Source organism: Pseudoalteromonas sp. JB197 (assembly GCF_002332205.1).
GTDB classification, from domain to species: Bacteria; Pseudomonadota; Gammaproteobacteria; order Enterobacterales; family Alteromonadaceae; genus Pseudoalteromonas; species Pseudoalteromonas nigrifaciens.
This window is the reverse complement of the sequence record NZ_NRGZ01000001.1, coordinates 1,981,781-2,008,394: the sequence shown is the minus strand read 5'-3', so window position 1 is coordinate 2,008,394 and position 26,614 is coordinate 1,981,781. Positions and strand designations below refer to the sequence as shown.

The 26,614-nt window shown below is 40.6% G+C and carries 22 protein-coding genes and 1 tRNA gene; 17 read left to right on the top strand and 6 right to left on the bottom strand.

The genetic code is table 11. The features are described from left to right. Positions 1 to 131 precede the first annotated feature (131 nt). Both CIK86_RS09515 and barA read right to left on the bottom strand, forming a co-directional pair. Positions 132 to 500, bottom strand: a complete 369-nt coding sequence (locus CIK86_RS09515) for a VOC family protein (RefSeq protein WP_086995046.1) — start codon at positions 498 to 500, stop codon at positions 132 to 134. Positions 501 to 562: 62 nt separating this feature from the next. Beyond that, positions 563 to 3,319, bottom strand: a complete 2,757-nt coding sequence (gene barA, locus CIK86_RS09510; protein WP_086995048.1) for a two-component sensor histidine kinase BarA — start codon at positions 3,317 to 3,319, stop codon at positions 563 to 565. Positions 3,320 to 3,421: 102 nt separating this feature from the next. Between barA and rlmD the strand changes: the two genes are divergently transcribed. From rlmD to eno, 5 genes are all read left to right on the top strand, one after another. After that, a complete protein-coding gene (gene rlmD, locus CIK86_RS09505; RefSeq protein WP_011327434.1) occupies positions 3,422 to 4,747 on the top strand; it encodes a 23S rRNA (uracil(1939)-C(5))-methyltransferase RlmD in 1,326 nt (441 codons plus the stop codon). A gap of 8 nt (positions 4,748 to 4,755) precedes the next feature. Then, positions 4,756 to 6,912 carry a GTP diphosphokinase gene (gene relA / locus CIK86_RS09500; RefSeq protein ID WP_086995051.1) on the top strand — a complete coding sequence of 719 codons (2,157 nt, stop codon included), beginning with the start codon at positions 4,756 to 4,758 and terminating at the stop codon, positions 6,910 to 6,912. Between the two features lie 2 nt (positions 6,913 to 6,914). Next, positions 6,915 to 7,712 (top strand): nucleoside triphosphate pyrophosphohydrolase, encoded by a 798-nt coding sequence (gene mazG / locus CIK86_RS09495; RefSeq protein WP_086995054.1) that lies wholly within the window; start codon positions 6,915 to 6,917, stop codon positions 7,710 to 7,712. A 160-nt stretch (positions 7,713 to 7,872) separates the two neighbouring features. After that, positions 7,873 to 9,507 (top strand): CTP synthase, encoded by a 1,635-nt coding sequence (locus tag CIK86_RS09490; RefSeq protein ID WP_011327437.1) that lies wholly within the window; start codon positions 7,873 to 7,875, stop codon positions 9,505 to 9,507. 109 nt (positions 9,508 to 9,616) lie between these two features. Continuing rightward, positions 9,617 to 10,915, top strand: coding sequence for a phosphopyruvate hydratase (gene eno / locus CIK86_RS09485; RefSeq protein ID WP_058372749.1), 1,299 nt, complete (start codon positions 9,617 to 9,619; stop codon positions 10,913 to 10,915). A gap of 408 nt (positions 10,916 to 11,323) precedes the next feature. On the opposite strand, the gene mutH is transcribed toward eno, so the two are convergent. Continuing rightward, complete coding sequence (mutH, locus tag CIK86_RS09480) at positions 11,324 to 11,995, bottom strand: DNA mismatch repair endonuclease MutH (RefSeq protein WP_011327439.1); 672 nt, start codon at positions 11,993 to 11,995, stop codon at positions 11,324 to 11,326. A 426-nt stretch (positions 11,996 to 12,421) separates the two neighbouring features. Between mutH and rppH the strand changes: the two genes are divergently transcribed. From rppH to CIK86_RS09425, 11 genes are all read left to right on the top strand, one after another. Continuing rightward, complete coding sequence (rppH, locus tag CIK86_RS09475) at positions 12,422 to 12,940, top strand: RNA pyrophosphohydrolase (protein WP_008111786.1); 519 nt, start codon at positions 12,422 to 12,424, stop codon at positions 12,938 to 12,940. A gap of 28 nt (positions 12,941 to 12,968) precedes the next feature. Beyond that, positions 12,969 to 15,233 carry a phosphoenolpyruvate--protein phosphotransferase gene (ptsP, locus tag CIK86_RS09470; RefSeq protein ID WP_086995057.1) on the top strand — a complete coding sequence of 755 codons (2,265 nt, stop codon included), beginning with the start codon at positions 12,969 to 12,971 and terminating at the stop codon, positions 15,231 to 15,233. Between the two features lie 67 nt (positions 15,234 to 15,300). Continuing rightward, positions 15,301 to 16,110: a sulfite exporter TauE/SafE family protein gene (locus tag CIK86_RS09465; RefSeq protein WP_086995060.1), complete on the top strand. Its 810-nt coding sequence runs from the start codon at positions 15,301 to 15,303 to the stop codon at positions 16,108 to 16,110. A gap of 12 nt (positions 16,111 to 16,122) precedes the next feature. Then, positions 16,123 to 16,926 (top strand): prolipoprotein diacylglyceryl transferase, encoded by an 804-nt coding sequence (gene lgt, locus CIK86_RS09460; protein ID WP_086995064.1) that lies wholly within the window; start codon positions 16,123 to 16,125, stop codon positions 16,924 to 16,926. A 10-nt stretch (positions 16,927 to 16,936) separates the two neighbouring features. Next, entirely contained in the window at positions 16,937 to 17,788 is an 852-nt protein-coding gene (locus CIK86_RS09455; protein ID WP_011327444.1) for a thymidylate synthase, read from the top strand. Positions 17,789 to 17,811: 23 nt separating this feature from the next. Further along, positions 17,812 to 18,690, top strand: coding sequence for a UTP--glucose-1-phosphate uridylyltransferase GalU (galU, locus tag CIK86_RS09450; RefSeq protein WP_086995067.1), 879 nt, complete (start codon positions 17,812 to 17,814; stop codon positions 18,688 to 18,690). Positions 18,691 to 18,868: 178 nt separating this feature from the next. Then, the gene (locus CIK86_RS09445; protein WP_086995071.1) at positions 18,869 to 19,501 is read left to right on the top strand and encodes an SPOR domain-containing protein; all 633 of its coding nucleotides are present in this window, start codon (positions 18,869 to 18,871) and stop codon (positions 19,499 to 19,501) included. A gap of 51 nt (positions 19,502 to 19,552) precedes the next feature. Further along, a complete protein-coding gene (locus tag CIK86_RS09440) occupies positions 19,553 to 20,146 on the top strand; it encodes a FlgO family outer membrane protein (protein WP_086995075.1) in 594 nt (197 codons plus the stop codon). Between the two features lie 13 nt (positions 20,147 to 20,159). Next, positions 20,160 to 20,852 (top strand): FlgO family outer membrane protein, encoded by a 693-nt coding sequence (locus CIK86_RS09435; RefSeq protein WP_086995078.1) that lies wholly within the window; start codon positions 20,160 to 20,162, stop codon positions 20,850 to 20,852. An 11-nt stretch (positions 20,853 to 20,863) separates the two neighbouring features. Further along, positions 20,864 to 21,523 (top strand): FlgO family outer membrane protein, encoded by a 660-nt coding sequence (locus CIK86_RS09430; protein WP_086995160.1) that lies wholly within the window; start codon positions 20,864 to 20,866, stop codon positions 21,521 to 21,523. A gap of 58 nt (positions 21,524 to 21,581) precedes the next feature. Beyond that, positions 21,582 to 21,656 (top strand) — tRNA-Arg (locus tag CIK86_RS09425). Between the two features lie 482 nt (positions 21,657 to 22,138). Here CIK86_RS09425 and CIK86_RS09415 read toward each other — a convergent pair. After that, positions 22,139 to 23,587 (bottom strand): dihydrolipoyl dehydrogenase, encoded by a 1,449-nt coding sequence (locus tag CIK86_RS09415; protein ID WP_086995082.1) that lies wholly within the window; start codon positions 23,585 to 23,587, stop codon positions 22,139 to 22,141. A gap of 70 nt (positions 23,588 to 23,657) precedes the next feature. Next, the gene (locus tag CIK86_RS09410; RefSeq protein ID WP_086995085.1) at positions 23,658 to 24,386 is read right to left on the bottom strand and encodes a glutathione peroxidase; all 729 of its coding nucleotides are present in this window, start codon (positions 24,384 to 24,386) and stop codon (positions 23,658 to 23,660) included. A gap of 113 nt (positions 24,387 to 24,499) precedes the next feature. On the opposite strand from CIK86_RS09410, the gene CIK86_RS09405 reads away from it, so the two are divergent. Then, positions 24,500 to 25,402, top strand: a complete 903-nt coding sequence (locus CIK86_RS09405; protein WP_041454354.1) for a LysR substrate-binding domain-containing protein — start codon at positions 24,500 to 24,502, stop codon at positions 25,400 to 25,402. Here CIK86_RS09405 and CIK86_RS09400 read toward each other — a convergent pair. Continuing rightward, a complete protein-coding gene (locus tag CIK86_RS09400; protein ID WP_058372766.1) occupies positions 25,399 to 26,592 on the bottom strand; it encodes a flagellar assembly protein FlgT in 1,194 nt (397 codons plus the stop codon). The two genes, CIK86_RS09405 and CIK86_RS09400, sit on opposite strands and share 4 nt — an antisense overlap. Positions 26,593 to 26,614: the final 22 nt, after the last annotated feature.

Below are 26,614 nucleotides of genomic sequence, written 5' to 3'. Positions count from 1 at the left end.
TCGCTTTAAATAAGCTACTTGAAGCTTCTTGCTACTTAGTTATATTAGGTGCATGGAGCTTCTAATTTTGAGCCCGGCTGTTATGCAAGTTAGCAACTAGCTTGGGTGAGTACAATTAAAGCCACTAAAAGTTAAGAATACACTGCTAAAATAGCGCCACTTGGATCGCGAATAATAAAATAGCTTTCGCCACCATATTCAGTCGGCCCTTTAATAATTTCGCCTCCTAACTCCAGCGTTTTTTGTGCGCTAAGCTGAGCATTTTCTACGCGAACATACATTAACCACTGCGCTGGTAAATCGGCGTTATCGCCCTTAGCATGGCAAATGCCTGCTATTGTCCCTTGTGCGTTATTCATATTAAAATCATTGTAACTGCCCATATCTACAGGCTCTTTTTGCCAACCAACAACGTGTGCATAAAAGTCGCTGATTTGCTGTGCATCAGCCACAGTAAGATCGCGCCATTCAATACTACCAATTACTTTGTTATTGCTCATAAAGTCTCTTCCTGTTTATTGTACTGATGGCGCAATAGCTATCGTTTTATAGTTTCGAGCCTTTAATCTTTAGCATCAAGTAGTAAGTTCTCTAGCTCGTCTTGTAGTTCAAATAACTCAGGTTCAATAGTGGCTAATACGCAGTTACTTTTTAACGCGGTTTCGATTGTTTCGGCCAGCGACTTTAATTTAGGTACGCCAGTGTAGCAACACGCACCATGTAACTTATGAATAATGCTCAGTACTTGTTTGCAGTCTTCATCGGCAATAGCTTGTGCTAATAGGCTAAGTGTTTCGGGCACGCTGAGTAATAACATATTGAGCATTTCTAATGCCAGCTCACTTTTACCGCCAGCATGTTGCAGTGCTATGCCCCAATCAAGGCGCACACTCTTAAAAGGGGGCGGGCTTTGTGGCATGTTTTTTAGTTTATCGCGGCTAACTGGTAGTTGTGGGCTGTGATCGCAAATAATTTGATTGAGCATGTCCTCATCAATCGGTTTAGTTAAATACCCTTCAAAACCGTCTTTTAATAGCTGCTCTTTTTCGCTATGCAGTGCATGTGCGGTCACTGCAATTATTGGAGTATCTTCGTTTAATGATGATTCTTTAATTAACTTACAGGCAGTAATACCATCCATAATTGGCATTTGTATGTCCATAAATATTACGTCGTACTTGTGGCTTTTACTTAAACTGTAAGCTTGCGAGCCATTGTGCGCAGTGTCTATTAGCTCAACCTGCTCATTAAGTAAGGTATAAATTAATTTTAAGTTAGCGTCATTATCGTCAACTACTAATACTTTTAACGGTAAGAGTGTTTGCTCATTTTGCTCAATGTTGTGCACCGGGTGATCTAATCGATACGGCGCGGCAAGTAGTTCACACAATTTACGATGGTTAAGCGGTTTACTTAAGCAGGCATCAGCGCCACTACCAATAAAGGCTTCACGCATACTATGCGATACCGTATTGAGCATTAAGTATAAATAATCGGTTGATTCACGTACCGCTTTTACATGGCTTTTTAAGCGCTGCATATCGTTAACTGAGGCCATATCACCTATGATACAAATATCATATTGCTGCTCTTTATTATCAATTGCAGTTAAAAATTCTGCGTCGCTAAAGCAGCCGGTCACACTTATTTGCCATTCGTTAAGCAAAGATAAAACTGCGTGATGGGTGTGCTCTTGTGGCTCTAAATATAAAACATGCTTACCGAGCAAAGATTTAGTTGGTAAGTCACTGGCAAACACATGATTAGGTAATCTAAATACGCCATTAAAGGTAAAGCAGGTGCCATTACCAGGGGCTGAGTTAAGTGTAATTTTACCACTCATGGCCTCTACAATATGCTTGGTGATAATTAGCCCCAAGCCAGTGCCACCAAATTTACGGGTAATACTTGAATCGGCTTGGCCAAAGGCGGTAAATAATGCATCTTGCTTATCAACAGGAATACCTACGCCTGTATCGGCCACTGAAACTAAAATTGAGGTGCGCTCATCATCGAGTAGTCTATGGCTAATGTCGACTTTTATAGCGCCTTTTTCGGTAAACTTAATTGCGTTACTTAATAAATTAATTAAAACTTGTTTTAATCGCGTAGGATCACCGGTTAGGTGATCGGGCACTTGCGGGCTAATATAAATAGACAGTTCAAGCTGCTTATCATGGGCGCTTGGGGCTAACAGCGTCATTACTTCGTTAACGGTATCGCGCAACTGAAACTGAATAGACTCAAGTTCCATAGCGCCTGCTTCTAATTTTGAAAAGTCTAATATATCGCTAATAATGGTCATTAAACTATTAGCCGACAGTTCAATGGTATCTAAGTAATCTTTTTGGTTTTTATTTAATGGCGTTTTATGCAGCTGACGCGTAAAACCAATCACGCCATTTAAAGGGGTGCGTAGCTCATGACTCATTTTTGCCAAAAAGTCAGATTTAACTCGGTTGGCATCTTGAGCTTCTTTTTTTGCCATAGTGAGCTGAATATTTTGCGTTTCGTACTGCTCTAATGTTTCGCGGTAATCACTGGTGGCTTGATCAATGTTTTTTTGCATTTCATCTTTTTGCATCACCATAGAGTAAGAAATAGTATTTAACCCTTCGCGGAGTAACTCAAACTCACCAATCATGGACTCGTTTAAACCAGTTTCTCTTTTACCTTCTACGAGCCTATCGGTTGCCAGTACTAATTTATTAAGAGGGGTCATAAACATATGGCTAAGTTTAAGTGCTAAAATAGCAGCCAGTACTAGGGCTAGTATAATAACAATACCACTGACCAGTAAGGCTCTTTGCTGGCCAATAACCGCTTGATCTCTATTTAACTGTAATACCACAGTTCCTAGTGAGGTTTGAAATATCGATTTATCCCATTTTGTATCAGGACTTGTGTGATTAATAATGGGTGTAAAAAAGGTAATTAAATCATCTGTTTTATGAACTTGAGTGGCATTAAGATTATTTAGTTGCTCGTTGTTGAGCAAGTCGTCAAACTCGCGATGATAGTTACTGGTTATTATTAGCTTATTATTGTCGTCAAATAATGCAATCGCCTTTACTACCGGGGAGTGCTTATTGTGGGTATAGCTAATGACACGATTTAGTAGTTGTTTGTTTTTTTCAAGTAATGGCTGCTCAAGCGCAATAGCAAGGGGCTCTGAAATAGTCGTCCCTTGTTGATATAAAATTTCATCAAGCTCAATGTAACGATTTATTGTAAAATAACCACCGAGTAACAATCCAATGATCACCGTGGGGATCAGAGTGAGTGTTAAAACAGAATCGCGTAAGCCTAATTTAGTCATATTGGGAGCGTTATTATTGTTATTAGCATGCTCAGAGTATATACGGATAATGAGGTATTCTGCAATTGGAGTCGATTCATCAAATGTTTAAGGTAATGCCTAATGGCGCAAATATTTAAAGCAACAAAAAAACCGCTAAAACAACAGTCTTTAGTGCTCGATATCACCGCCATGGATCACCATGGTCGCGGCATAGCTAAACATAATAATAAAGTGTGCTTTGTAAGTAATGCTTTGCCAAACGAGCAAGTAAAAGCCACCATTATCGCCGACAAAGCGCGTTATAGCGAAGCGCAAACGCATAAAGTATTACAGGCGAGTGAATATCGCGTAGCGCCGTTTTGTGAGCATTATAATCAATGTGGTGGTTGTCAGTTACAGCATTTAGATAGCAGCCAACAGGTAGTCGAAAAGCAAATAGCAGTGAGCAAATTATTTGAAAAGTTTGCCAAGCTTGATGAATTAAACTGGCAAGCACCCTTATTAAGTAAAGCCACTCATTACCGACGAAGTGCTCGTTTAGCGGTAATGTTTGATAAAAAAGCAAAAAAAATGCATGTAGGCTATAGAGCAAGTGGCTCTAAAAGTATTATTAGTATTAATGAGTGCCCAGTACTAAGTGAAGTATTTGCAAATGTATTTACTGTATTTGATAACTTAATTAATCAACACAAGGCATTGCACAGTGTATCTCACTTGCAATTGTGCCAAGGCGATGAGCAAAACTTTGTTATTATTCGCCACACAAAACCTATTTCAGAGGATATAAAAGCACTGGTAGCACAAAGTGCCGCTGAGCAACAATGGCAATTAGTGTGGCAAAGCGAAAGTGAAGTGATTGAACACTCACATTTAGCCATGCCATTTTATGCACTTGAAGAGTTAGGGTTAAAGTTTGAATTTGGCTTAAATAACTTTATCCAAGTTAATGCTAGCGTTAATCAAGCAATGCTTAAACAAGCACAAAATTGGCTGGCACTAAAAGGCGACGAAAACGTATTAGATTTATTTTGTGGTATTGGTAACTTTTCACTAGTGCTGGCAAAACAAGCAAAAACAGTAATTGGTGTAGAAGGGGTTGCTTCAGCGGTTGCAATGGCAACGCAAAATGCGCACACTAACTCAATCACTAATGCTCAATTTAATTGCTTTGATTTAACAAATAAAATTGAAACGGCTTCGTGGTTTAATAAAAATTTAGATGTACTGGTGTTAGACCCCTCACGTACTGGGGCAATAACGGTATTAGAACAACTTCCTTTAAAGCAGTTTAAAACTATTTTATACGTCTCATGCGACCCTGTTACTTTAGCCCGTGACAGCGCTATTATTTCGCAAGCAGGCTTTGAGCTGCATAAAATTGGGCTAATGAATATGTTTCCGCACACCGGACATATTGAAACTATGGCGTTATTTCAACGGAGGTAAAGCGCATTATGGTAGCTACACGTCAATCACATCAACAGGATGAAACCGGGGACTTTACTAGTCGCTTAAAGTTGCTTGCTCTGTCGGCAGAAAAAGTAGAGCTGCTTAATAAAGCACAGGCACTTTGTTTAGCGTGCGACAATACCACCCGACAAAGCACAGCCATTGAAATGGTCGAAATTTTAGCTGAGCTTAATCTTGATGCAGACTCATTAGCTACTGCTTATTTAACGCCGTATTTTATAAATAACTTAGTCACCCTTGAAACTGTTGAAGAGCAGCTAGGTAGCAGTATTGCGGTATTGCTAAGCGGGGTCGCACAAATGGCGACTATTAGCACTTTGGCGCATCAAGGAAAAGGCACGGTACAGGTTGATAATATTCGCCGTATGTTACTTGCTATGGTAGAGGATGTGCGCGCGGTTGTTATTAAGTTAGCAGAGCAAGTATGTCATTTACGCAATGTAAAAAATGCCGCAGAAGAAGAGCGCGTTATTGCCGCCAAAGAAACCGCTGACATTTTTGCACCACTGGCAAACCGCTTAGGTATAGGGCAATTAAAGTGGGAGCTTGAAGACTTATCGTTTAGGTATTTACACCCCAATATTTATAAAAACATTGCCAAACAGCTTGATGACAAACGCTTAGCGCGTGAAGCCTACATGGAAGACATGGTAGCGCAAGTTAAAAACCGCTTAAGCGAAGCGGGCATAGAAGCTGAGGTTTACGGGCGACCAAAGCATATTTACAGCATTTATAAAAAAATGGCGCAAAAAAACTACGAGTTTGATCAACTGTTTGATATTCGCGCAATGCGTATTGTAGTGCAGCGCCTGCAAGATTGTTACGGTGCACTGGGCATAGTGCACACTAACTGGCGTCATTTGCATAAAGAGTTTGACGACTACGTAGCCACGCCAAAGCAAAATGGCTATCAGTCTATTCATACCGTGGTATTTGGCCCCGAAGGCAAAACGGTAGAGATTCAAATTCGCACCAGCGATATGCACCAAGATGCCGAGTTGGGTGTTGCTGCGCATTGGATGTATAAAGAAGGCGCATTGCCAGGGCGAGGCTCAGGTTATGAGCAAAAAATTAGCTGGTTGCGTAAACTATTACAATGGCAAGAAGAAGTGGTTGATGGTAGCGACCTAGCGCAAGAGCTTAAAAACCAAGTGGTAGAAGACCGTGTATACGTATTTACCCCGCGCGGCGATATTTTTGATTTACCACTGGGAGCAACACCATTAGATTTTGCTTATTATATTCACTCTAATGTGGGGCATCGTTGTATTGGCGCTAAAGTATTTGGCAAAATTGTGCCATTTACCCATCAGTTAAGCACCGGCGATCAGGTAGAAATTCTTACCCAAAAACAGCCAAACCCCAGCCGCGATTGGTTAAACCCGTCATTAGGCTATATAAAATCATCGCGTGCTAGAGCAAAAATACACCATTGGTTTAAACAGCTCGATCGCGACAAAAATCTTAGTGCCGGTAAAGAAATACTTGATAACGAACTGCAAAAGCTCGATTTAAATTATAGAGACTTAGCACCCGCTATTAAGCGTTTTAACTTTAAAGAGCTCGACGATTTAATGGTCGCCATTGGCGCAGGCGATATTCGCCTTAATCAAATGCTTAACTTTGTTACCGATCGCCCCGAAGACGAGCCGGTAATACGCTTTAAAACCCCAACAAAAGTAACCGGTGATAATAACGGTATTGTGGTTGACGGCGTAGGCAGTTTAATGAGTCATGTTGCTAAATGTTGTCGTCCGGTTCCGGGGGATGAAATTATTGGCTATATAACGCAAGGGCGCGGTATTGGTGTACATCGTGATGATTGCGACTCGTTTGATAATTTAAAAAACCAGCACCCAGAGCGGGTTATTTCTGTAAGCTGGTCAGACGATATTCATAACTCCTATGCGCTAAGTATTAGAATAGAAGCCAGCGACCGCTCAGGTTTAATTCGCGACATAAGTGTAGTGTTAGCCAACGAAAAAGTGAATGTGCTAAATATGAATGTAAATACCGTTGATGATAATCAAATTGCTATATTTACTATGCAAATAGAGGTACACGATCTGTCGGGTACTAATAGAGTGCTTTCTAAGTTACACCAAATTGAAGGTGTACACAGTGCAAAGCGAGGGCAATAAATATGGCAGATAACGCCGCGCTTGCGCAACTACTAAATATAATGAAAACGCTAAGAGATCCTGAGCTTGGTTGCCCCTGGGATCGTAAGCAAACTTTTAGCTCAATAGTGCCGCACACTATTGAGGAAGCGTTTGAAGTGGCCGATTGCATTGAATCGGGCAATTTAGGTGAGCTTAAAAATGAACTTGGCGATTTACTCTTTCAAATTGTGTTTTATGCTCAACTTGCAAATGAGCAAAAACTATTTGATTTTAACGATATAGTGACACAAGTAAACGCTAAACTTACGCGCCGCCATCCTCATGTGTTCGACAAGCAAACAGCGCTAAGCGATGATGAGCTTGCAGCGCAGTGGCAAGCAATTAAGGCACAAGAGCGCAGCGCTAAAACTGCAAGCGCTACATCTTCGCTGTGGCAAGATATTCCCGTTAATATGCCAAGCTTAAGCAAAGCTAAAAAAATTCAGCAGCGGGTAGCAGCTCTTGGTTTTGATTGGCCAAGTTACCATGGTGCATTGGATAAAGTGAGCGAAGAAGTAGACGAAGTAAAAGAAGCACTCGCTCACAATCCGTATTCAGATCATAGTGCAGAAGAGCTGGGCGATTTACTGTTTGCTACAGTAAACGTTGCGCGCCATATAAAGCGCGACCCAGAGCAATTACTGCGCAGCGCCAGCGACAAGTTTTCAACTCGCTTTGAAAAAGTCCAAGCTTATTTAAATGCCCAAGGTAAATGTTTAGAGTCTGCCACGCTTGATGAGATGGATGCAGCATGGGATGAGATCAAAAAAGTCAAATAGTTTGTAGTAAAATTATGGCTGTTTTTTGTGCTTACAATTTCTAATTTTAGCTGGATTGATTGGCTATGCTTTGGTACAATTTCTCCCCGTCCTGTTTATATTCCAAAATCACTTGTTTGGGTATTATATTCCTTTTAATTCCTGATATTCTAGGGTTCGCATGAGTACAAAATTTATCTTCGTTACCGGCGGGGTTGTTTCTTCGTTGGGTAAAGGTATTGCAGCAGCATCATTGGCAGCTATTTTAGAGGCCCGTGGCTTAAATGTTACTATCTTAAAGCTGGATCCTTACATCAACGTTGATCCAGGCACAATGAGCCCAATTCAACATGGTGAAGTATACGTTACAGAAGACGGCGCAGAGACCGATCTAGACTTAGGTCACTATGAGCGCTTTATTCGCACCAAAATGACAAGTCGCAATAATTTTACACAAGGTCGTGTATACAAAGATGTATTACATCGTGAGCGACGTGGCGAGTACCTTGGAGCAACAATTCAGGTAATTCCACATATTACCAACGATATTAAGCAACGTGTTTATTCTGGCGCTGAAGGTTATGATATAGCACTTGTTGAAATTGGCGGTACAGTGGGTGACATAGAGTCACAACCATTTTTAGAAGCAATTCGTCAAATGGGTACAGAAATAGGCCGTGAGCGTGCGTTATTTATTCACTTAACGCTAGTACCATTTTTAGGCCCTGCAGGCGAAGTGAAAACTAAGCCAACGCAGCACTCGGTTAAAGAACTACGTTCAATTGGTATTCAACCAGATATTCTTATTTGTCGCTCAGATCGTAAGCTGCCAAGTAACGAACGTGCAAAAATTGCATTGTTTACCAACGTAGAAGAAAAAGCGGTTATATCACTACCAGATGTAGACAGTATTTATAAAATTCCTGCGCTATTAAAGTCGCAAGATTTAGATTACTTTGTATGTCGTCGTTTTCATTTAGATGTCCCTGAAGCTGACCTTGTTGAATGGGAACAAGTACTTTATCAAGAGTCTAACCCTACAGGTGAAGTAACTATTGGTATGGTAGGTAAATACATTGAATTACCAGATGCGTATAAATCTGTAAACGAAGCATTGAAACATGCCGGTCTGAAAAATCGTTTAACGGTAAATATTCAATACATTGACTCACAAGACTTAGAAACCAAAGGCGTTGATTCGTTAGCTCATCTAGATGCTATTTTAGTGCCTGGTGGTTTTGGTGGTCGTGGCGTTGAAGGTAAAATATTAGCGGCTAAATACGCGCGTGAAAACAAAGTGCCTTACTTAGGTATTTGTTTAGGTATGCAAGTGGCGTTAATTGAATACGCTCGTAACGTAGCCGGCCTTGTTGATGCAAACTCAACTGAATTTAACGCACAATCTGCAAGCCCTGTAGTTGGCTTAATTACCGAATGGCTAGATGCTGAGGGTAAAGTAGAGCAGCGTGATGAAAAATCAGACTTAGGTGGCACTATGCGTTTAGGCGCACAAAAATGTCATTTAACACCGGGTTCTAAAGTGCATGCAGTATACGGTAGCGATGAAATAGTAGAACGTCATCGTCATCGCTACGAAGTTAATAATAACTTTGTAGAGCAGCTAGAAAAAGCAGGTTTAAGCTTTACTGGTTTATCAGAAGATAAAAAACTAGTAGAAATTATTGAAAACAAAGATCACCCTTGGTTTATTGCAGCGCAATTCCACCCGGAATTCACTTCAACACCACGCGATGGTCACCCGCTATTTGAAGGGTTTGTAGCTGCGGCTCACATCCACCAAAAAGCGTCTTCGTAATATTAATAGGCCGTGCATATTGCACGGCTTATTTGTTTTAAATGCCAACCAAATTAGTTTAAATTAAGTTGGCAGTAATTCACCATTTTGGGAATATAGAGGAATCAAGATGTCAGTAATCGTAAAAGTAATTGGTCGCGAAATTATGGATTCGCGTGGTAACCCAACTGTTGAAGCTGATGTACATTTAGCTGATGGTTCATGGGGCCGTGCTGCGGCGCCGTCTGGCGCATCTACAGGGACTCGCGAAGCATTAGAATTACGCGATGGTGATAAATCTCGTTATTTAGGTAAAGGCGTATTAAAAGCTGTAGGTTTTATTAATAATGAAATCGCAACCGCTTTAGCAGGCCAAAATGCACTTGAGCAAAGCACTGTTGATCAAGTAATGCTAGATTTAGATGGTACCGAAAACAAAGAAAAACTAGGTGCTAACGCAATCTTAGCAGTATCGCTAGCAACGGCTAAAGCTGCTGCACAATCTAAAAAAGTTGAGCTTTATGAACATATCGCTGACTTAAACGGTACTCCGGGTGTTTACTCTATGCCATTGCCAATGATGAACATTATCAACGGCGGCGAACATGCAGATAACTCTGTAGATATTCAAGAGTTTATGATCCAACCAATTGGCGCTAAAAACTTCCGTGAAGCTCTACGCATGGGCGCAGAAATATTTCACAGCCTAGCTAAAGTACTAAAAGCAGACGGTCACTCAACAGCGGTAGGTGACGAAGGTGGTTTTGCACCAAACCTTGCATCTAACGAAGCGGCACTAGCTGCAATTAAAGTAGCTGTTGCAAATGCAGGCTACGAGCTAGGTAAAGACATTACATTAGCGCTAGATTGTGCTGCCTCTGAGTTTTACGACAAAGAAGCAAATATTTACAATCTTAAAGGTGAAGGCAAAAAGTTCACTTCTGAAGAATTTAACTTCTTCTTACAAGATTTAACTCAGCAATACCCAATCGTGTCTATCGAAGATGGCCTTGATGAGTCTGACTGGGATGGCTTTGCACACCAAACTAAACTAATGGGTGATAAAATCCAATTAGTGGGTGACGATTTGTTTGTAACCAATACTAAGATTTTAAAACGTGGTATCGACAACGGTATTGCTAACTCAATCTTAATAAAGTTTAACCAAATTGGTTCTTTAACTGAGACATTAGCTGCAATTAAAATGGCTAAAGATGCTGGTTTTACAGTTGTTATTTCTCATCGCTCAGGCGAAACAGAAGATTCAACCATTGCAGATTTAGCAGTAGGTACAGCCGCAGGTCAAATTAAAACTGGTTCATTAAGCCGCTCTGATCGTGTTGCTAAGTACAACCAATTGCTTCGTATTGAAGAGCAATTAGGCGCTAAAGCACCGTACAACGGTTTAAAAGAAGTTAAAGGTCAGTAATTCTTTAATTAGAATATGATGTTAAGCTTATAAATCCTCACTTTGGTGGGGATTTTTTTTGCCTAGGTAAAAAGTAAAACAGTAACCAGAAAATCAGAAGTGAGATAACTGTCAGTAACAGTTTAAATACGATTTTTAGGTGGGGTTTTCTATCTCTCTTTTTAGTTTAAATATGTTAAAAGTAGTGTGAAAAGACTTTAAGTGAATATATGCACAAAGAGGTTATGAGGCGCTACGCTTTAGAGAAGCTAAAAAGACTAAATAATGTGTCTTGTCACTGCTCATTTACTCTCATTTTTTCTCTTTGTGCAAAAATTTTAAATGATTTACTCACAACGGAGTTTTTCAAGTTAGTTGTCGCCTCAAGTTAAATTTTATGCCGCTCTAATTTACTTCTATTTGTACAAATTAAAGTTGAAACTGCTGTTTTAAAATTTCGCCGGTAAAGCTGGTTTTTAAATAAAAGCCACGGGGCAGGGTTTTAATAATTTTACCATTAGGGCCAATAGCATCGGTTACTATTTTACTGTGCGCGGCTTTAGGGCGAATTTGAATTGCGTCACCTAAATGCCCCGATATTTCATCAATACGCCCTAGCGCAATAAGCTCCATTTGTTCTTCCCAATCGCGTTGCAATAAAGCGTCTTGCTCAGGTGTGGGTTGCCATAAAAAGCCGCTGCCTATGGTTCTATCAAACGGGGCTATGTCGCGCTCACTGAGTATAGGCAACCAAAGTACATGGTTTAGTTTTTTACGTACGCTGCTTGCGTGCCAGGTCATGCCAGTAACGTTAATGAGTGGGGTTACCGACACAAAGGTGGTTTCTAGCGGCTTGCCTTTATAAGAAATTGGCAATGTTTTTAGCTCTATGCCTAAATCTTCAAAATCGGGCAGTGGTTTTGAGCCTGCAGTTGCGCCTAATACATATTCAATTAATTGCCCCGTCCAGCCTTTTTCACGGAGTAAATCGTCAGGCGTTTTAAAGTTATACTCATTGGCTAATTGGCCAAGGGTAAGCCCAGCAATATTATTAACACGCTGCATTAAGTCATTAATTGAATGTGGTTTTATAGGTCGCATACTGTTTATTTAAGTTGAATAAATACCATCGCCATGATAGCAAATCAGTCCAGCCGTGGATATCTTTGCCTTTGAGTGTTTTTTGTGCACCTTGGGTTTGGTGCAATTTCGCACACTTTAATAAACAGTTAAATAAATATAAGCCCATGAATTATAATGAAATTTAAAAATAAACTGTTCAGTTTTCATTAAGTGACACTAAGGTTGTTTGAATGAGTACACATATATAAACATGTTTATCCACAGAATCTGTGGAGAAATCCAGTTTTGCGATCTTATATTGTGGATTTGTTTGCTAAATGAGCGTGTTTTACAAAAGTTATGCACAAGCTGTGAGTAACCACAGTAAATATTCCAATATTGTTTGCCGTAAAGCAGGTAATGTGGAACAATCATTAAAAATCGACTTACAAATGAGGCACTAAGGTGATTGATGCCGAAGGTTTTCGTGCCAATGTCGGAATTGTAATTTGCAATAACCAAGGACAAGTGTTTTGGGCTAGACGTTATGGTCAACATTCTTGGCAATTTCCCCAAGGCGGTGTTGACGATGGTGAAACGCCAGAACAAACCATGTACCGCGAATTACACGAAGAAGTAGGCTTGCGACCAGAAGATGTAGAGATAGTCGCAAGTTCTAAACATTGGTTACGCTATAAGTTACCCAAACGATTAATACGCCGTGACTCAAGTCCGGTATGTATTGGGCAAAAACAAAAATGGTTTTTACTAAAACTACGCTGTAAAGATGAGGACGTAAATTTACTTAAAACCCATCATCCTGAATTTGATGATTGGCGCTGGGTAAGTTATTGGTATCCGGTAAGGCAGGTGGTGTCGTTTAAACGCGATGTTTATCGGCGTGTAATGAAAGAGTTTGCTCCTTTTGCTATGCCTTTTAATAAACGCGAACAGCAAAAAGATCATTGGCGAAATAAAAGGTAGTTAGTTTAGTAAATTAAAGGAGCAGGACATGCTGGCAACACTTAGGTCTATTGCAGAGTCGGTTTCGCAACAAGCGAATTTAGACAGTGCTTTAGCGTGCTTTGTGACAATGGTTAAAGAAGCCATGCAAACCCAGTGCTGCTCTATTTATTTTGCTGACTACAGCCAAGATAACTTTGTACTTATGGCCACCGAAGGATTAAACCCTGATGCGGTGGGTAAGTTTAGAATTGGCTTTACCGAAGGCCTAGTAGGGCTGGTGGCACAGCGCGAGGAGGCAATTAATATTGCCTTTGCCAAATCTCATCCTCGCTTTAAGCTCTCCCCAGAAGTTAACGAAGAAGGCTATAACGCATTTTTGTCTGTGCCGGTGGTGCATCAAAAAAAAGTACTGGGCGTTATTGTAGTACAACAAAAAATGGCGCGTGTATTTAGCCAAGATGAAGAATCGTTTTTAATTACTTTGTCGGCGCAACTTGCCTCACAATTAGCGCATGCTGAAATAAAAGAAGTATTGCGTCAAGATGAGTCTTCTCATCAAACCTCGGTATTAAAAGGGGTGTCGAGTGCTCCGGGTATTAGTATTGGCCATGCATTTGTAGTTATTCCTAAAGTTAACTTTAAATCAATTGAGCTTGAAAAAGAAAGCGATGTAAATGAGCAACGACGCTTATTTACCCAAGCCGTATCGGCAACCCGAAAAGAATTTAATACACTATCAATGACACTAAGTGATTCTATTCCGCATGAAGCTTTGGCTGTTTTTGATGTTTATCAGCAATTACTCGATGCTAAAAGCTTAGGTCATAACGTTGAGATGGAGTTGCAACAAGGTTGGTGTGCAAAAAGCGCCTTAAAAATAGTAATTGAGCGTTTAATCGCTCAGTTTAATGCCATGCAAGACCCATACATAAAAGAGCGCGCGGTTGATGTTAAAGACATTGGCCTGCGAGTGTTGCACCACCTTGTTAATACCGAATTCGCAATAAAAGATTATCCACCCAATACCATACTTATAGCGCATACACTTACTCCAGCCATGCTGGCTGAGGTGCCTAACGATCGCTTAGTGGGGGTGGTGAGCATAAATGGCTCGGCAAACAGTCATGCGTCAATATTAACCCGTGCTATGGGCGTGCCTGCTATTTGGGGCATCGAAGATATTCCATTACTGCAATTAAATAGTAAACCAATGATTTTGGATGCGTTTTCGGGGCGGTTATATATTTCCCCATCGCAAATGCTAATTGATGAATACACAGAATTACAGCACCAAGACAACTTACTTAATAATCGTTTTTTAGCCGAGCAAAACTTTACAGCGGTCACCCTTGATGGTGAACACATAAGTTTACTACTCAATGCGGGGCTGGAGTTAAACACGCAGCAAAACAGTGCCCATATTTGTGACGGCGTTGGCTTGTACCGCACCGAAGCCTGGTTTATGCAAAAAGGGCAGTTTCCATCGCAATCAGAGCAAGAAACCTGGTACCGAGAAGTACTTAATAGTTATTACCCTAATCCGGTAGTAATGCGAACGTTAGATATTGGTGGCGATAAAGTTCTCGATTATTTTAATATTACCGAAGAAAATCCCTTTTTAGGTTGGCGTGGTATTCGCATTAGTTTAGATCACCCTGAGCTATTTTTAGATCAGCTCAAAGCCATGCTTAAAGCAAATATAGGCTTAGGTAATTTAAAAATAATGCTGCCGATGATAAGTGGTACAGAAGAAGTAGACGAATCATTAGCTCTTTTTGAGCAAGCGTATTTTGAGCTGAACGAGCAATACCCAGAGCAAACAATTGAACGACCCGATATAGGTATTATGCTTGAAGTACCGTCGAGTGTATTTATGCTGGCAGACTGGTCTAAAAAAGTCGATTTTTGCTCAGTGGGCAGTAACGATTTAACGCAATACCTGCTTGCTGTAGACAGATCAAACGCGCGGGTTGCAGAACTGTTTAACCCGTATCACCCTGCAGTGCTCAGAGTATTAAATAAAGTGGCTCGTGAGTGCCAGCAATGCGAGCTACCGTTTAGTTTATGCGGCGAGCTTGGCGGCGATCCTGAAGGCGCAATATTACTTATTGCCATGGGGTATCGTCGTTTAAGTATGAACTTATCATCATTAAATAAAGTTAAATGGGTGCTTAGGCGCTTACATGTCAGCGAAATGGAAGCATTACTTAAAGAGTGCTTAGCGCAATCGTCGGCTAAGCAAGTATTACGTTTAACTCGCAGCTTTATGATAGAGCATGAGTTAGGCAACTTATTTTACACCCCAAAATAAATTCTCGTGTTAACTGTAATCAGAATCCATTAAGATACGCGCATAATAAAAGGTATATGGGATAACTATGTATGATCTAGGATTATTGGTTGCAAGTTGCGCGCTACTAGGCTGTGTTGTCGGGTTTTTAGCCGGGTTACTCGGAATTGGTGGTGGCTTAATTATTGTGCCAGTATTAAGTGCCTTATTACTCGCTTTTAATGTAACGGCTACTGAAAACGTATTAGTTATTGCCATTGCAACATCGCTTGCCTCTATTTTGTTTACCTCTACATCTTCAGCGCTGGCTCATCATAAAAATGATAACGTGCCTTGGGTTATTGCACCTTGGGTTATGTCGGGCGTAGCTGTTGGCGCGCTAATTAGTGGCTTTGCTGCAAGCTTAATCCCCGAGCAAATATTACGTACGGTATTTGCTGTAAGCGTGGTATTTATTGCTTTAAGAATGGTGTTATCAGCTCGCAATAAACCTTTGTCAGAAAAACCTTTACCGTCGGGTCCTATTTTAGGCAGCTTATGCGCCATTATGGGGGGGCTATCAGGGTTAATAGGTATAGGTGGTGGCGCACTAATAGTGCCTTTACTGCATTATTTTTCGGTTGATATTAAAAAGGCCATAGGCTGCGCTGCAGCATGCGGAATTGTTATCGCCTTTTTTGGCTCTATTGGTTATATCAGTGCCGGATGGCAGGTTACCGATTTAGAACACGGTTTTGCAGGGTTTGTATACTTACCCGCATTATTTGGGATTGTAATTACCTCGTGGTTTATAGCGCCTATTGGCGCTAAAGCAACCCACTATTTACCGGTTAATACAATAAAGAAAGTTTTCGCGGTGTTACTTGTTATCATCGCAATTAAAATGGTTTTTAGCTAAAGGTTTATTTTTATGGCACTGGAATTTCCTGTAATCGATCCGATCATATTTTCTGTCGGGCCACTGAGCGTACGTTGGTACGGATTAATGTATTTAATAGGTTTTGCATTTGCAATGTGGTTTGCAAATCGCCAAGCGGCAAAACCAAATTCAGGTTGGACTAAAGACCAAGTAGGCGACTTCCTATTTTACGGCATGCTAGGGGTAATTCTTGGTGGGCGTATTGGTTATGTATTATTTTATCAATTTAGCTATTTTATAGAAAACCCCCTATATTTGTTCAGGATAGATCAAGGTGGAATGTCGTTTCATGGTGGCACCTTAGGAGTGATAACCACGGTTGTTATTTTTGCTTGGACACGTAAAAAGTCAATACTGCAAGTAGGCGACTTTGTTGCACCGCTTGTACCGGTAGGTTTATTAGCTGGACGTATAGGTAACTTTATAAATGGTGAGCTTTGGGGTCGAGTAAGCGATGTACCATGGGCTATGGTATTTCCAACCGGCGGGCCGTTAGCACGCCATCCATCGCAGCTATACGAAGCATTTTTTGAAGGCTTAGTATTATTTTTAATTTTACAGTGGTTTATTAAAAAGCCTCGCCCTGCTGGTAGTGTAGCGGGTGTATTTTTACTAGGTTACGGCACATTTAGATTTTGTATTGAGTACTTTCGCCAACCAGATGCACAGCTGGGTTTATTTGCTGATTTTATCTCGATGGGGCAAATACTCTCGCTGCCTATGATAGTAGGCGGATTAGGCTTATTAATTTGGGCTTATAAGCAAGCACCACAAAAAACAGCGGTAAAGGGTTAGAATAAATACCATGAAACAATATTTACAATTATGTCAGCGTATTGTTGATGAAGGCCAGTGGGTAGAAAACAAACGTACGGGCACACGCTGTTTAACCGTGATCAACGCCGATTTAGAGTACGATGTGGCGAATAATCAGTTTCCTATGATCACCACACGTAAAAGCTATTACAAAGCAGCTATTGCCGAATTACTCGGTTACTTGCGTGGCTACGATAGCGCGGCACAGTTTCGCGAAATAGGCTGTAAAACCTGGGATGCAAACGCAAACGAAAATAGCGCTTGGCTTAATAATCCGCACCGTAAAGGTGAGGACGACATGGGCCGTGTTTATGGCGTACAAGGGCGTGCTTGGCAGCGCCCAGATGGCTCAACGCTAGACCAACTAGCAAAAGTAATTAATAACTTAAAAAATGGTATAGACGATCGCGGTGAAATAATTAGTTTTTATAACCCAGGCGAATTTGAGCTTGGCTGTTTACGCCCGTGTATGCACACGCACACGTTTTCATTATTAGGTGACACACTTTATTTAACGTCAATTCAGCGTAGCTGCGACGTACCGCTAGGGCTTAATTTTAATCAAATTCAGTGTTTTGTATTACTGGCATTAGTGGCGCAAATTACTGGGCATAAAGCGGGTAAGGCGTATCATAAAATTACCAACGCGCATATTTATGAAAACCAGCTTGAGCTAATGCGCGATGTGCAGTTAAAACGCGAGCCATTTGCATCGCCGCAGTTAAAAATTAATCCAAACATTAAATCACTAAACGATATAGAAACCTGGGTAACACGCGATGACTTTGAAGTGACAGGTTATGAGTGTCACGAAGCTATTCAATACCCATTTTCGGTATAACAAAACAGATTAAGGAAAACACCATGAAAGCAGTGATCCCCGTAGCGGGCCTCGGAACACGCATGTTACCAGCCACCAAAGCAATTCCAAAAGAAATGCTACCGGTTGTTGACCGTCCACTAATTCAGTACGTAGTTAACGAAGCCGTTGCCGCAGGTATTAAAGAAATAGTACTGGTAACGCATTCAAGTAAAAACTCAATCGAAAACCACTTCGACACCAGTTTTGAGCTTGAAGCCACACTAGAAAAACGAGTAAAACGACAGCTACTTGCCGAAATACAGTCTATTTGTCCTAAAGATGTAACCATTATTCAAGTACGCCAAGGCGAGGCCAAAGGCCTAGGGCATGCAATTAACTGTGCAGCGCCAATTATAGGTAACGAACCATTTGTGGTTATTTTACCCGATGTAATAATTGATGATATGGAAAGCGATCTTAGTAAAGATAACTTGGCCGAAATGATCAGCCGCTTTGAGCAAACTCAACATAGCCAAATAATGGTAGAGCCAGTACCAATGGCTGAAGTTGATCAATTTGGTGTTGTTGACTTAGGCAGTGTTGAGCTAAAACAAGGCGAAAGTTCGCCAATTCATAATATGGTAGAAAAGCCACCAGTTAACGAAGCACCATCAAACCTTGCTGTAGTAGGGCGCTATGTATTGAGTAAAAATATTTGGCCATTACTTGCTAAAACACCGCAAGGTGCTGGTAACGAAATTCAGCTTACAGACGCTATTGCCATGCTAATGCAGCACGAAACTGTTGATGCATACGCAATTAAAGGGCGTAGCCACGACTGTGGTAGTAAAATTGGTTATCTTAAAGCAACTATTGAGTTTGCACTGCGTCGTGAAGAATTTTCTGACGAGTTAAAAACGTTTATTAAAACATTAATTTAACATACCTGCTTTTTATAAAAGTAATTAAAAGACGCCTATATGGCGTCTTTTTTGTTGTATAGTAATTATTCATCGCGTAAGTGATAAACAGTAATAGTGAGTTATTTAATTCGTTAAAGTGATCATGTTTTTAATGAAATTGAGGCTAATGTGTAATAAAAATCTATAGGAAAGTCACATGATAAAAAAACACTTAATAAAATTGTTAAGTCTTAGCCTTATAGTACTTTGCGGATGCAGTAGTAAAGTTAAAGAGGCTCAAAACAATGCTACTACCACAAATAAGGCTAGTAATGAGGTTACTATTTCGGCAGAAGAATTAGCGCAATTAAGAGCATCATCCCAACAATGGCAACAAGCCAAAGCAGGCGTTAGACGTTTGCTTGTTATTGAACACGATTTAAAGTTACTTATTCGCCAATTAAATGAAGTAGCGCAACGAGAGCCAGCAACACAAAGTAATCTAAATCAAGACACTACAGCGCCAGAAACGGCTGTTAATGTGCTAGCCAAGGCAGCCGTACAACCTAAAGCAGTACAGCCATTATTTGCCCTGCAGGTTGCATCTGTTACCGATTGGATACGATTAACCCAAAGTTATACTGAAGTGAAATCTAAGGCCACAAAATTATTAGCAAGCCCATTTATTGCTAACGTAGAAACCGCAAAGGTTAAAGGGGTTACTTTTTATCGCTTAAAAATTGGTGCTTATAAACTTCAAAACAATGCTTCGGCAGATTGCGACATACTAAAGCAGCACCAAGTGGGCTGCATTGTTAGTAATTACACAGAACAACCATTAAAACTATAAATAGGCATAGTAATTGCTTTGTTATTGTCATGTTTTTTGAGGATGGCAACTATGCGCCTTTTATTACCGTTATTATTAGTAAACTTAGCAGCATGTAGCTTAATACCACAGCCTGAACCAAGTGTGAGCACACCTGCGCGTAAAGCAGCCATGGCACCTTATACGGTTAACGACTACGTAAATAACTTAACTTATCAGCTTAGTCACTTTAAAGGGCCTTTAAGCAGTAATTCTCGCATAGGGGTAAGCAGCTTTTATTACGCAAGCGCTCTAGATTCAAAGCTTCCCAGCGGCCAAGCTGAAGGTTTAAGCCAACAAATTCAAGAAAGCCTGCTAACGCAATTCACTCAACTGGGATATAACACCGTTGAGTACCGTTTAAGTAATAATATAAATTTATCATCTAACGCTGATAGCGCGCTTAGCAGAGATGTAACTCAACTACGCGAACGTCAGAATATTGACTTAATTATTACCGGCACAGTTACGCGCCAGCAACATGCTTACATTGTTAATGCCCGACTGGTTAATATTAACACTAAACACGTTTTATCGGCTGGCAGTACCGAAATCCCGATTAATGTAATGTGGGGCAGTGAAAAAGTTCAGCAACGCGATAATTACTTATATCGCAGTGAATACTAATTAGGAGCACAAAATGAAAAAGCTATTACTTACATTATGTTTGCCATTGGGCTTTGGGTGCTCACAAATGCTAACAGGCATGAACTCAGACACCACACAAAAAAATCAAAATAACTCAGTGCAACTAGCTAATGGCGAGCGCGCAGTGGCAGCTCCAATGACCGACAACCAGGTATACCAGTCGGGGTTAGTGCAACATACTAATTATTCAAAATCGAGCACGCCATCGCGTAAAAACATTAATCACTATGTACGTGGCATAATGCAAAGCATGGTAGAAAACCTGCAGTATGTGAACGAAAAAACACCACTGGCAGTTTCAAGTTTTGTGTTTTTAGATGATGATTACAACGACGCAAGTTTGTTAGGGAATCAAATTTCCGAAAGTTTTATGCATGAACTACACAGCTTTGGTATACCTGTTATCGACTTTAAAGCCACCGACTATATGCGCGTAACTCCAAGTGGCGACTTTGTATTTAGCCGCGACTACCTTGATTTAAACCAAAATCAAAACTTTAACTATGTTTTAGCTGGTACCTTAGTAAACCATCAAGGTGGTGTGCTTGTAAATGCACGTATTATTGGCTTAGCTAGTAAAGCCGTAGTAGGAACAGCGCAAGGCTTCATTCCTCAGTCAGTGGTTGATGCACTTAATAGTAGTTACAGAACCGATGGCATTATGCTTAAACAAGCCAGTAAATGAGCGAGGCAATAATGGGTTACAAATTAAATAGCGTTACCGCATTATTTATCCTGCTAGTATTAGCAGGGTGCTCTACTGCGGGCAATAATAAGCAGGTTAAAACTAATAATGCAGGCACTCATTTCGATATAAATGCTCGTTATGAGCACGCACAAGGGCTACAAACGCAGAGTGAATACGACTCGTCGCAACAATTTACGCCGTTAAAGCATCATAAAACTTTGGTTAATTATGTAGAGCAAATGGCGCTTGATTTAGTCGACACCTTAGAGTCTGATAGTGAGCTTGATGAGAGCATAAATATAGCGGTAACAAGCATAGTTGATTTAGATGCTACCTTAAATAACAGCAACCAGCTGGGTAATCAAATATCAGAAACCCTCATTCATCAGCTGCAAAAGTTTGGTTATGGGGTAGTTGATTTTAAAACGAGTGATGCAATAAACGTAAATCGCCGTGGCGACTTTGTTTTTTCACGAGACATAAAAAATCTCAGCAAAAAGCATATGGCAAGCCATGTACTCGGTGGTACGTTAATATACCGCGCCAATGGCGTTACAGTGAATACCCGAGTTATAAACGTAAATAATAAACAAGTCGTTGCTAGTAGCCGAAAATTTATACCAATATACGTTTTAAACAAAGAAGATATCTACTTATCAAGTAATTAAACACAGTTTGCACTTGATCCAAAAAAGACAATGCCGTTATAATTTTAGCCTCAGTTTAGGCCTCTTAGTTAAATGGATATAACGGCCCCCTCCTAAGGGGCAGTTACAGGTTCGATTCCTGTAGGGGCTACCAATAAAATCAATGAGTTATGAGGTTTATGCTTTGAAATTCAAACTTCATCTAGCACATATGTAGCTGTGCTAACTCAGGCATTCATTTTCAAAAAAGATTATTAATACTTCTGTATTTTAAACATCTAATTCAATTTATCACTTCAGTCGAATAAATATTACAGCACTAAGTTAAAGCTAGGTCGTGATATAAAAAACTTTATTCAGGTTTTGTCGCGCTGGCGAGTAGTGTTAAACGTAACATGGGTGGTTAATTTTTACGTAGGTTGGCTTGAGCGAAGCGAAACCCAACGAAAAATTATGTTATCAATTAATATCGCTGTTTTGCATTATCGATTGGTTGTCACTCGCTTTAAGTTGAGCATAAAAAAGCGAGTAAATAAATTTACTCGCTGATTATTTTTATTTAGCCTTGTAAGCCCTAAGCCCTAAGCCCTAAGCCCTAAGCCCTAAGCCCTAAGCCCTAAGCCCTAAGCCCTAAGCTTATGCCCCTGGGCCACATTCCATACATGAATTTACAATGTCTGGGCCAAACTTTAGTTTGGCGTTTAGGTCGCGCAGCGCTGTGCGTAGCCCTTCTTCGATCACTGGGTGGTAATAAGGCATTTCTAACATTTGTGGTACGGTCATTTTGTTTTGTACCGCCCATGCTAGTAGGTGAGCTAAATGCTCGGCTTGTGGGCCGATAAACTCTGCCCCTAAAAATAACCCTGTGCCTTGCTCTGCGTAAACACGCATGTGGCCTTTGTTTTTAAGCATGACGCGGCTGCGGCCTTGGTTTTCAAAGCTTACTTCGCCTATTTCAAAACAGTCGCAGCTGCCTAAGCGAGTGGTGATCTCTTTATAACTTTCGCCAACCATGGCTATTTGCGGGTCGCTAAATACGGCGGCAATTTTTGCTCTGCGTAATCCTGGTTGTACATCGGGGAAGCGTCCAGCATTTTGGCCAGCTATTAGGCCTTGATCGGATGCTTCGTGTAATAGTGGCAGCATATTACTGGCGTCGCCTGCGATAAATATATTTGAATCGCCACATTGCATTGTTTTAGCATTAGCAACAGGTACGCCGCGCTCATCAAGTTCAATACCGGTGTTTTCTAAGCCGAGTTTATCTGTGTTTGGTACGCGCCCCGTTGCGGCAAGTACGTAGTCAAATTGCTCGGTGTGTTTAGCACCTTGTTTGTCGGTATAAGTAAGCTGCGCTTTGTTGTCTACTTGCATCATGTCGGATACGTTTGAGTCGGTATCAACAAAAAATTCTTCGGCAAATACGGTGTTTGCGTAGTCTTTTACTACTGGGTCGGTAAGGGGGCCAATTGCACCACCAATACCAAATAATTTTACTTTAACGCCTAAACGGTGCAGTGCTTGGCCAATTTCAAGGCCTATAACACCAGGGCCAAATACGGCTACCGATTCTGGAAGGTCGTCCCAGTCAAATACGTCGTCGTTTATAATTAATTTGTCGCCAAAATTATTAAATACGCCTGGGTATGAAGGGCGTGAGCCGGTTGCTATAACAAAGCGTTTAGCAGTAATTATGGTGTGATCATCTATTTGTATGCGGTTTGCGTCTAAAAATTTAGCATAGCCACGAATTTTGTCATCGCTTGGAAGCTCATCTACAGCTTCTACTACAAATCCGGCAAAGCGGTCGCGTTCGCTTTTAACGCGTGCCATCACTTCTTTACCATTAATACGTGGTGCAGAGCTGTGTACACCAAATGCAGGTGCCATTGTGATTGAGTGCGCAGCTTCAGCAGCTGCAATTAATAATTTACTCGGCATGCAACCAACTCGTGCGCAGGTAGTGCCGTAAGGGCCTGATTCGATCATAAGTACGTTATTTGTAAATTGTTTAGCATTACGATAAGCACTTAAACCCGCAGTACCCGCACCAATAACAACAACGTCGGTTTGCAATTCTTTCATCATTTTTTCCTTATAAAATAGGGGCAACCAGTGCCCCTATTTATATTTACTAATTGAGCAAAATTATTAATTAAGCAAAGTATTTTTCTAAATCGTCTGAGCCACCAATGTGCTTACCGCCAATAAATACTTGTGGAACGGTTTCACGGCCAGATACTGCTTTAAGGCTTGTTAGTGATGCGCCTGAGCCCATAACAATTTCTTCAAATGCAAAGCCTTTTTCTGTAAGAAGCGCTTTAGCTTTTGAACAGAACGGACAACCAGGTTTAGTAAATACAGTTACTGGCTCTGGTTTAGTTTGCTTAGGGTTGATGTAATCAAGCATTGTATCTGCGTCAGATACTTCAAACGGGTCGCCTGGTAAATCTGGTTCGATGAACATTTTGTCGATCACGCCATCTTTTACAAGCATAGAGTATCTCCAGCTGCGCTTACCAAAACCTAGGTCGTTTTTATCTACTAACATGCCCATGCCGTCAGTAAACTCGCCGTTACCGTCTGGTAGTAAAGTAATGTTTTGCGCTTCTTGATGCTCAGCCCATGCGTTCATTACAAAGGTGTCGTTTACCGATAAACATACAATTTCGTCAACGCCGTTTTGCTTAAGTACGCCAGCCAGTTCGTTGTAACGTGGTAAATGAGTAGACGAACACGTTGGTGTAAATGCACCCGGTAGTGAAAATACAACAACCGTTTTACCTTTAAAAATGTCGTCTGTTGTTACTGATTTCCATTCATCGTTTTGACGAGTTGCAAATGTAACGCTTGGGATTTTTTTGCCTTCAATATTGTTTAACATAATTTTTGTTCCTCTTGATTTGTTGATAGCCATTATGGCGGTGATTTAAATATAGTTCCAATCGTTTGTTTGTATTAAACTGATAGGTATAAACTATCAATATGGTAATGAATATGAACTTAAAAGATTTAGAGTATGTAAAAGCCATAGCGCACTTTAAGCACTTTCGTAAAGCGGCCGATGCGTGCTTTGTAAGCCAGCCTACCTTAAGTGGCCAAGTAAAAAAACTTGAACAGGAGCTAGGTGTTACTTTATTTGATCGCTCTACTAAGCAGGTAACATTAACCGCTAAAGGCGAGCGTTTATTAACACAAATTAATGTTATTTTAGAACAAACACAAATACTTAAAGAGCTTGCTGCTACGTCAAACGAGCCGCTACAGGGGAAATTAACTATTGGTATTATTCCAACCATTGCGCCTTATTTACTGCCGGTATTACTCACTTCAATGAAAGAGGCGTTTATTAATAGTCGCTTTTCGTTTATTGAAATGCAAACCGCTACAATTTTAGAAGCGCTAGATAACGGTGAGCTCGACTTTGCAATTTTGGCTGATGTACCCGAGCTCAAAAAGTACCATAGCGTTAATTTATACAAAGAAGATTTTTTAGTGGCTGTATCACACGATAATTCATTAGCTCAGCAAAAAAAAGTAGCGCTGCGCGAATTACAAGGATGCAGCCTATTAATGTTAAGTGATGGCCATTGCTTTAAAGATCAAGCCCAACAGTTTTGTTTTTCGGCAGGAGTTAATGTGTCGAGCCAGTATCAGGGTAATAGTTTAGAAACATTACTGGCGCTGGTGGCTATGGATGACGGGGTTACATTTGTGCCTAAATTGGCTTGTACTGAGCGCGTAGGGGTTAATTATTTAGCTATTTATCCTAATCAGCAGCGCAATATAGTATTTGCATGTAGAAAGCATTACCCGCATTTATCGGGGGTTGAGCAATTGGGTGAATGGTTGTCGGCTCACCCTAATTTAAAGGCTAAATTAACTAAATCGTTGAATTAAAGGTTTTGGCTAACTATTTCGACTATATCGTTAATTTGCACGCCCGGAAGTGGTGCATTATTAATGCTTACCGCAATGGCACTTTGTTGATATAACTGCTCAACACGAATGCTATTAAGGGTAATTACTTTATGCGGCATAGTATTGCCTAAAGCGTCTGTTAGGTAATTGTGGTGTGCTATGCTAAGTAGTTGACCTTTTTTAAGGCCATGTGCTTTACCTAAGTTAATCACTATGTTGCCCTGATCAAGGTGCATAATTTTTCCTTGAGTAGGCAAGCAGGCCATAGCTGATTGTAAATCGTAACTTAGCGTTTGGTTTATATCGTTTATGCTTTGCCCATAGGGCGATTGCCAAAACATACTACTGTTAACATCAACAATTGCGGTTTTTTCAAATGGCCAAATAGCTTGATTTTGATAGCTATTTTGCCAAAGCTGCTCATAAGTTGTGCCATCAAAAAGGGTAAACTCTATTTGGTAACTACGTTGATAGCTTTCGTCTTGCCAAAAGGCATAGTCGCTATTGAGCTTGTCGCTAGTTGATAGGTTGGTTATTTGGCTTAATAAAACGTACTGCGCGTTACTGCGCGAAGAAATATCTTCTAGTTGCGCATTAGAGTAGTCGTGTTGCTGTGAAAAATACTTATCGACCTTTATAGCGTTATTGTAATAAGCGATTGGTACAGCGCTCATTTTTGACTTTTGCAATGCGGTATAAATATTTTTGCTAACTGCTTTATCTATGTCAAATATTTGACCCATGCGGGCTTGCTCACGATGATTAAGCTGGCTTTGGGTAACGGCCACAAACTTTTTAAAACTACTTTGTGGGCATTGCTCTGTTTGCGCAAAAATATCTAAGCGTAGTGTAATAGCTAGCTGGTTATTGTGACGCTCTTCGCTCACAAGTTCTATTTTTTGAATTTCGCCATGGCTGCTTATTTTAAGCTGATCTTGCATTAGCACGCCGTCTACTAAGGTTTGTACCGAGCTTACCCGCGCACCAGAGAACACTAACGCTTGTGTAATGGCATCTTTAATTGCTGCAGATTTAGCTGCGCCTACATCGCTACTTTTAACTTGTGCATGGCCGGTCGATTCATACCACTGCGCTGCAGTAAAAGGCGAAAACGTTAATAAAGCAGTTGCGCTTAATCCTGCAAATACCGATGATAAAAACGAATTCATACATTTACTCCAGTTAAATTTT

Bases quoted from the DNA above. Each gene is read 5' to 3' on its own strand.
- rlmD (WP_011327434.1), top strand. From the start codon at position 3,422: ATGGCGCAAATATTTAAAGCAACAAAAAAACCGCTAAAACAACAGTCT.
- ptsP (WP_086995057.1), top strand. From the start codon at position 12,969: ATGCTGGCAACACTTAGGTCTATTGCAGAGTCGGTTTCGCAACAAGCG.
- lgt (WP_086995064.1), top strand. From the start codon at position 16,123: ATGGCACTGGAATTTCCTGTAATCGATCCGATCATATTTTCTGTCGGG.
- CIK86_RS09465 (WP_086995060.1), top strand. From the start codon at position 15,301: ATGTATGATCTAGGATTATTGGTTGCAAGTTGCGCGCTACTAGGCTGT.
- CIK86_RS09430 (WP_086995160.1), top strand. From the start codon at position 20,864: ATGGGTTACAAATTAAATAGCGTTACCGCATTATTTATCCTGCTAGTA.
- CIK86_RS09455 (WP_011327444.1), top strand. From the start codon at position 16,937: ATGAAACAATATTTACAATTATGTCAGCGTATTGTTGATGAAGGCCAG.
- CIK86_RS09445 (WP_086995071.1), top strand. From the start codon at position 18,869: ATGATAAAAAAACACTTAATAAAATTGTTAAGTCTTAGCCTTATAGTA.
- CIK86_RS09415 (WP_086995082.1), bottom strand. From the start codon at position 23,587: ATGAAAGAATTGCAAACCGACGTTGTTGTTATTGGTGCGGGTACTGCG.
- CIK86_RS09400 (WP_058372766.1), bottom strand. From the start codon at position 26,592: ATGAATTCGTTTTTATCATCGGTATTTGCAGGATTAAGCGCAACTGCT.
- mazG (WP_086995054.1), top strand. From the start codon at position 6,915: ATGGCAGATAACGCCGCGCTTGCGCAACTACTAAATATAATGAAAACG.
- CIK86_RS09515 (WP_086995046.1), bottom strand. From the start codon at position 500: ATGAGCAATAACAAAGTAATTGGTAGTATTGAATGGCGCGATCTTACT.
- relA (WP_086995051.1), top strand. From the start codon at position 4,756: ATGGTAGCTACACGTCAATCACATCAACAGGATGAAACCGGGGACTTT.
- CIK86_RS09440 (WP_086995075.1), top strand. From the start codon at position 19,553: ATGCGCCTTTTATTACCGTTATTATTAGTAAACTTAGCAGCATGTAGC.
- CIK86_RS09410 (WP_086995085.1), bottom strand. From the start codon at position 24,386: ATGTTAAACAATATTGAAGGCAAAAAAATCCCAAGCGTTACATTTGCA.
- eno (WP_058372749.1), top strand. From the start codon at position 9,617: ATGTCAGTAATCGTAAAAGTAATTGGTCGCGAAATTATGGATTCGCGT.
- CIK86_RS09405 (WP_041454354.1), top strand. From the start codon at position 24,500: ATGAACTTAAAAGATTTAGAGTATGTAAAAGCCATAGCGCACTTTAAG.
- barA (WP_086995048.1), bottom strand. From the start codon at position 3,319: ATGACTAAATTAGGCTTACGCGATTCTGTTTTAACACTCACTCTGATC.
- CIK86_RS09435 (WP_086995078.1), top strand. From the start codon at position 20,160: ATGAAAAAGCTATTACTTACATTATGTTTGCCATTGGGCTTTGGGTGC.
- mutH (WP_011327439.1), bottom strand. From the start codon at position 11,995: ATGCGACCTATAAAACCACATTCAATTAATGACTTAATGCAGCGTGTT.
- CIK86_RS09490 (WP_011327437.1), top strand. From the start codon at position 7,873: ATGAGTACAAAATTTATCTTCGTTACCGGCGGGGTTGTTTCTTCGTTG.
- galU (WP_086995067.1), top strand. From the start codon at position 17,812: ATGAAAGCAGTGATCCCCGTAGCGGGCCTCGGAACACGCATGTTACCA.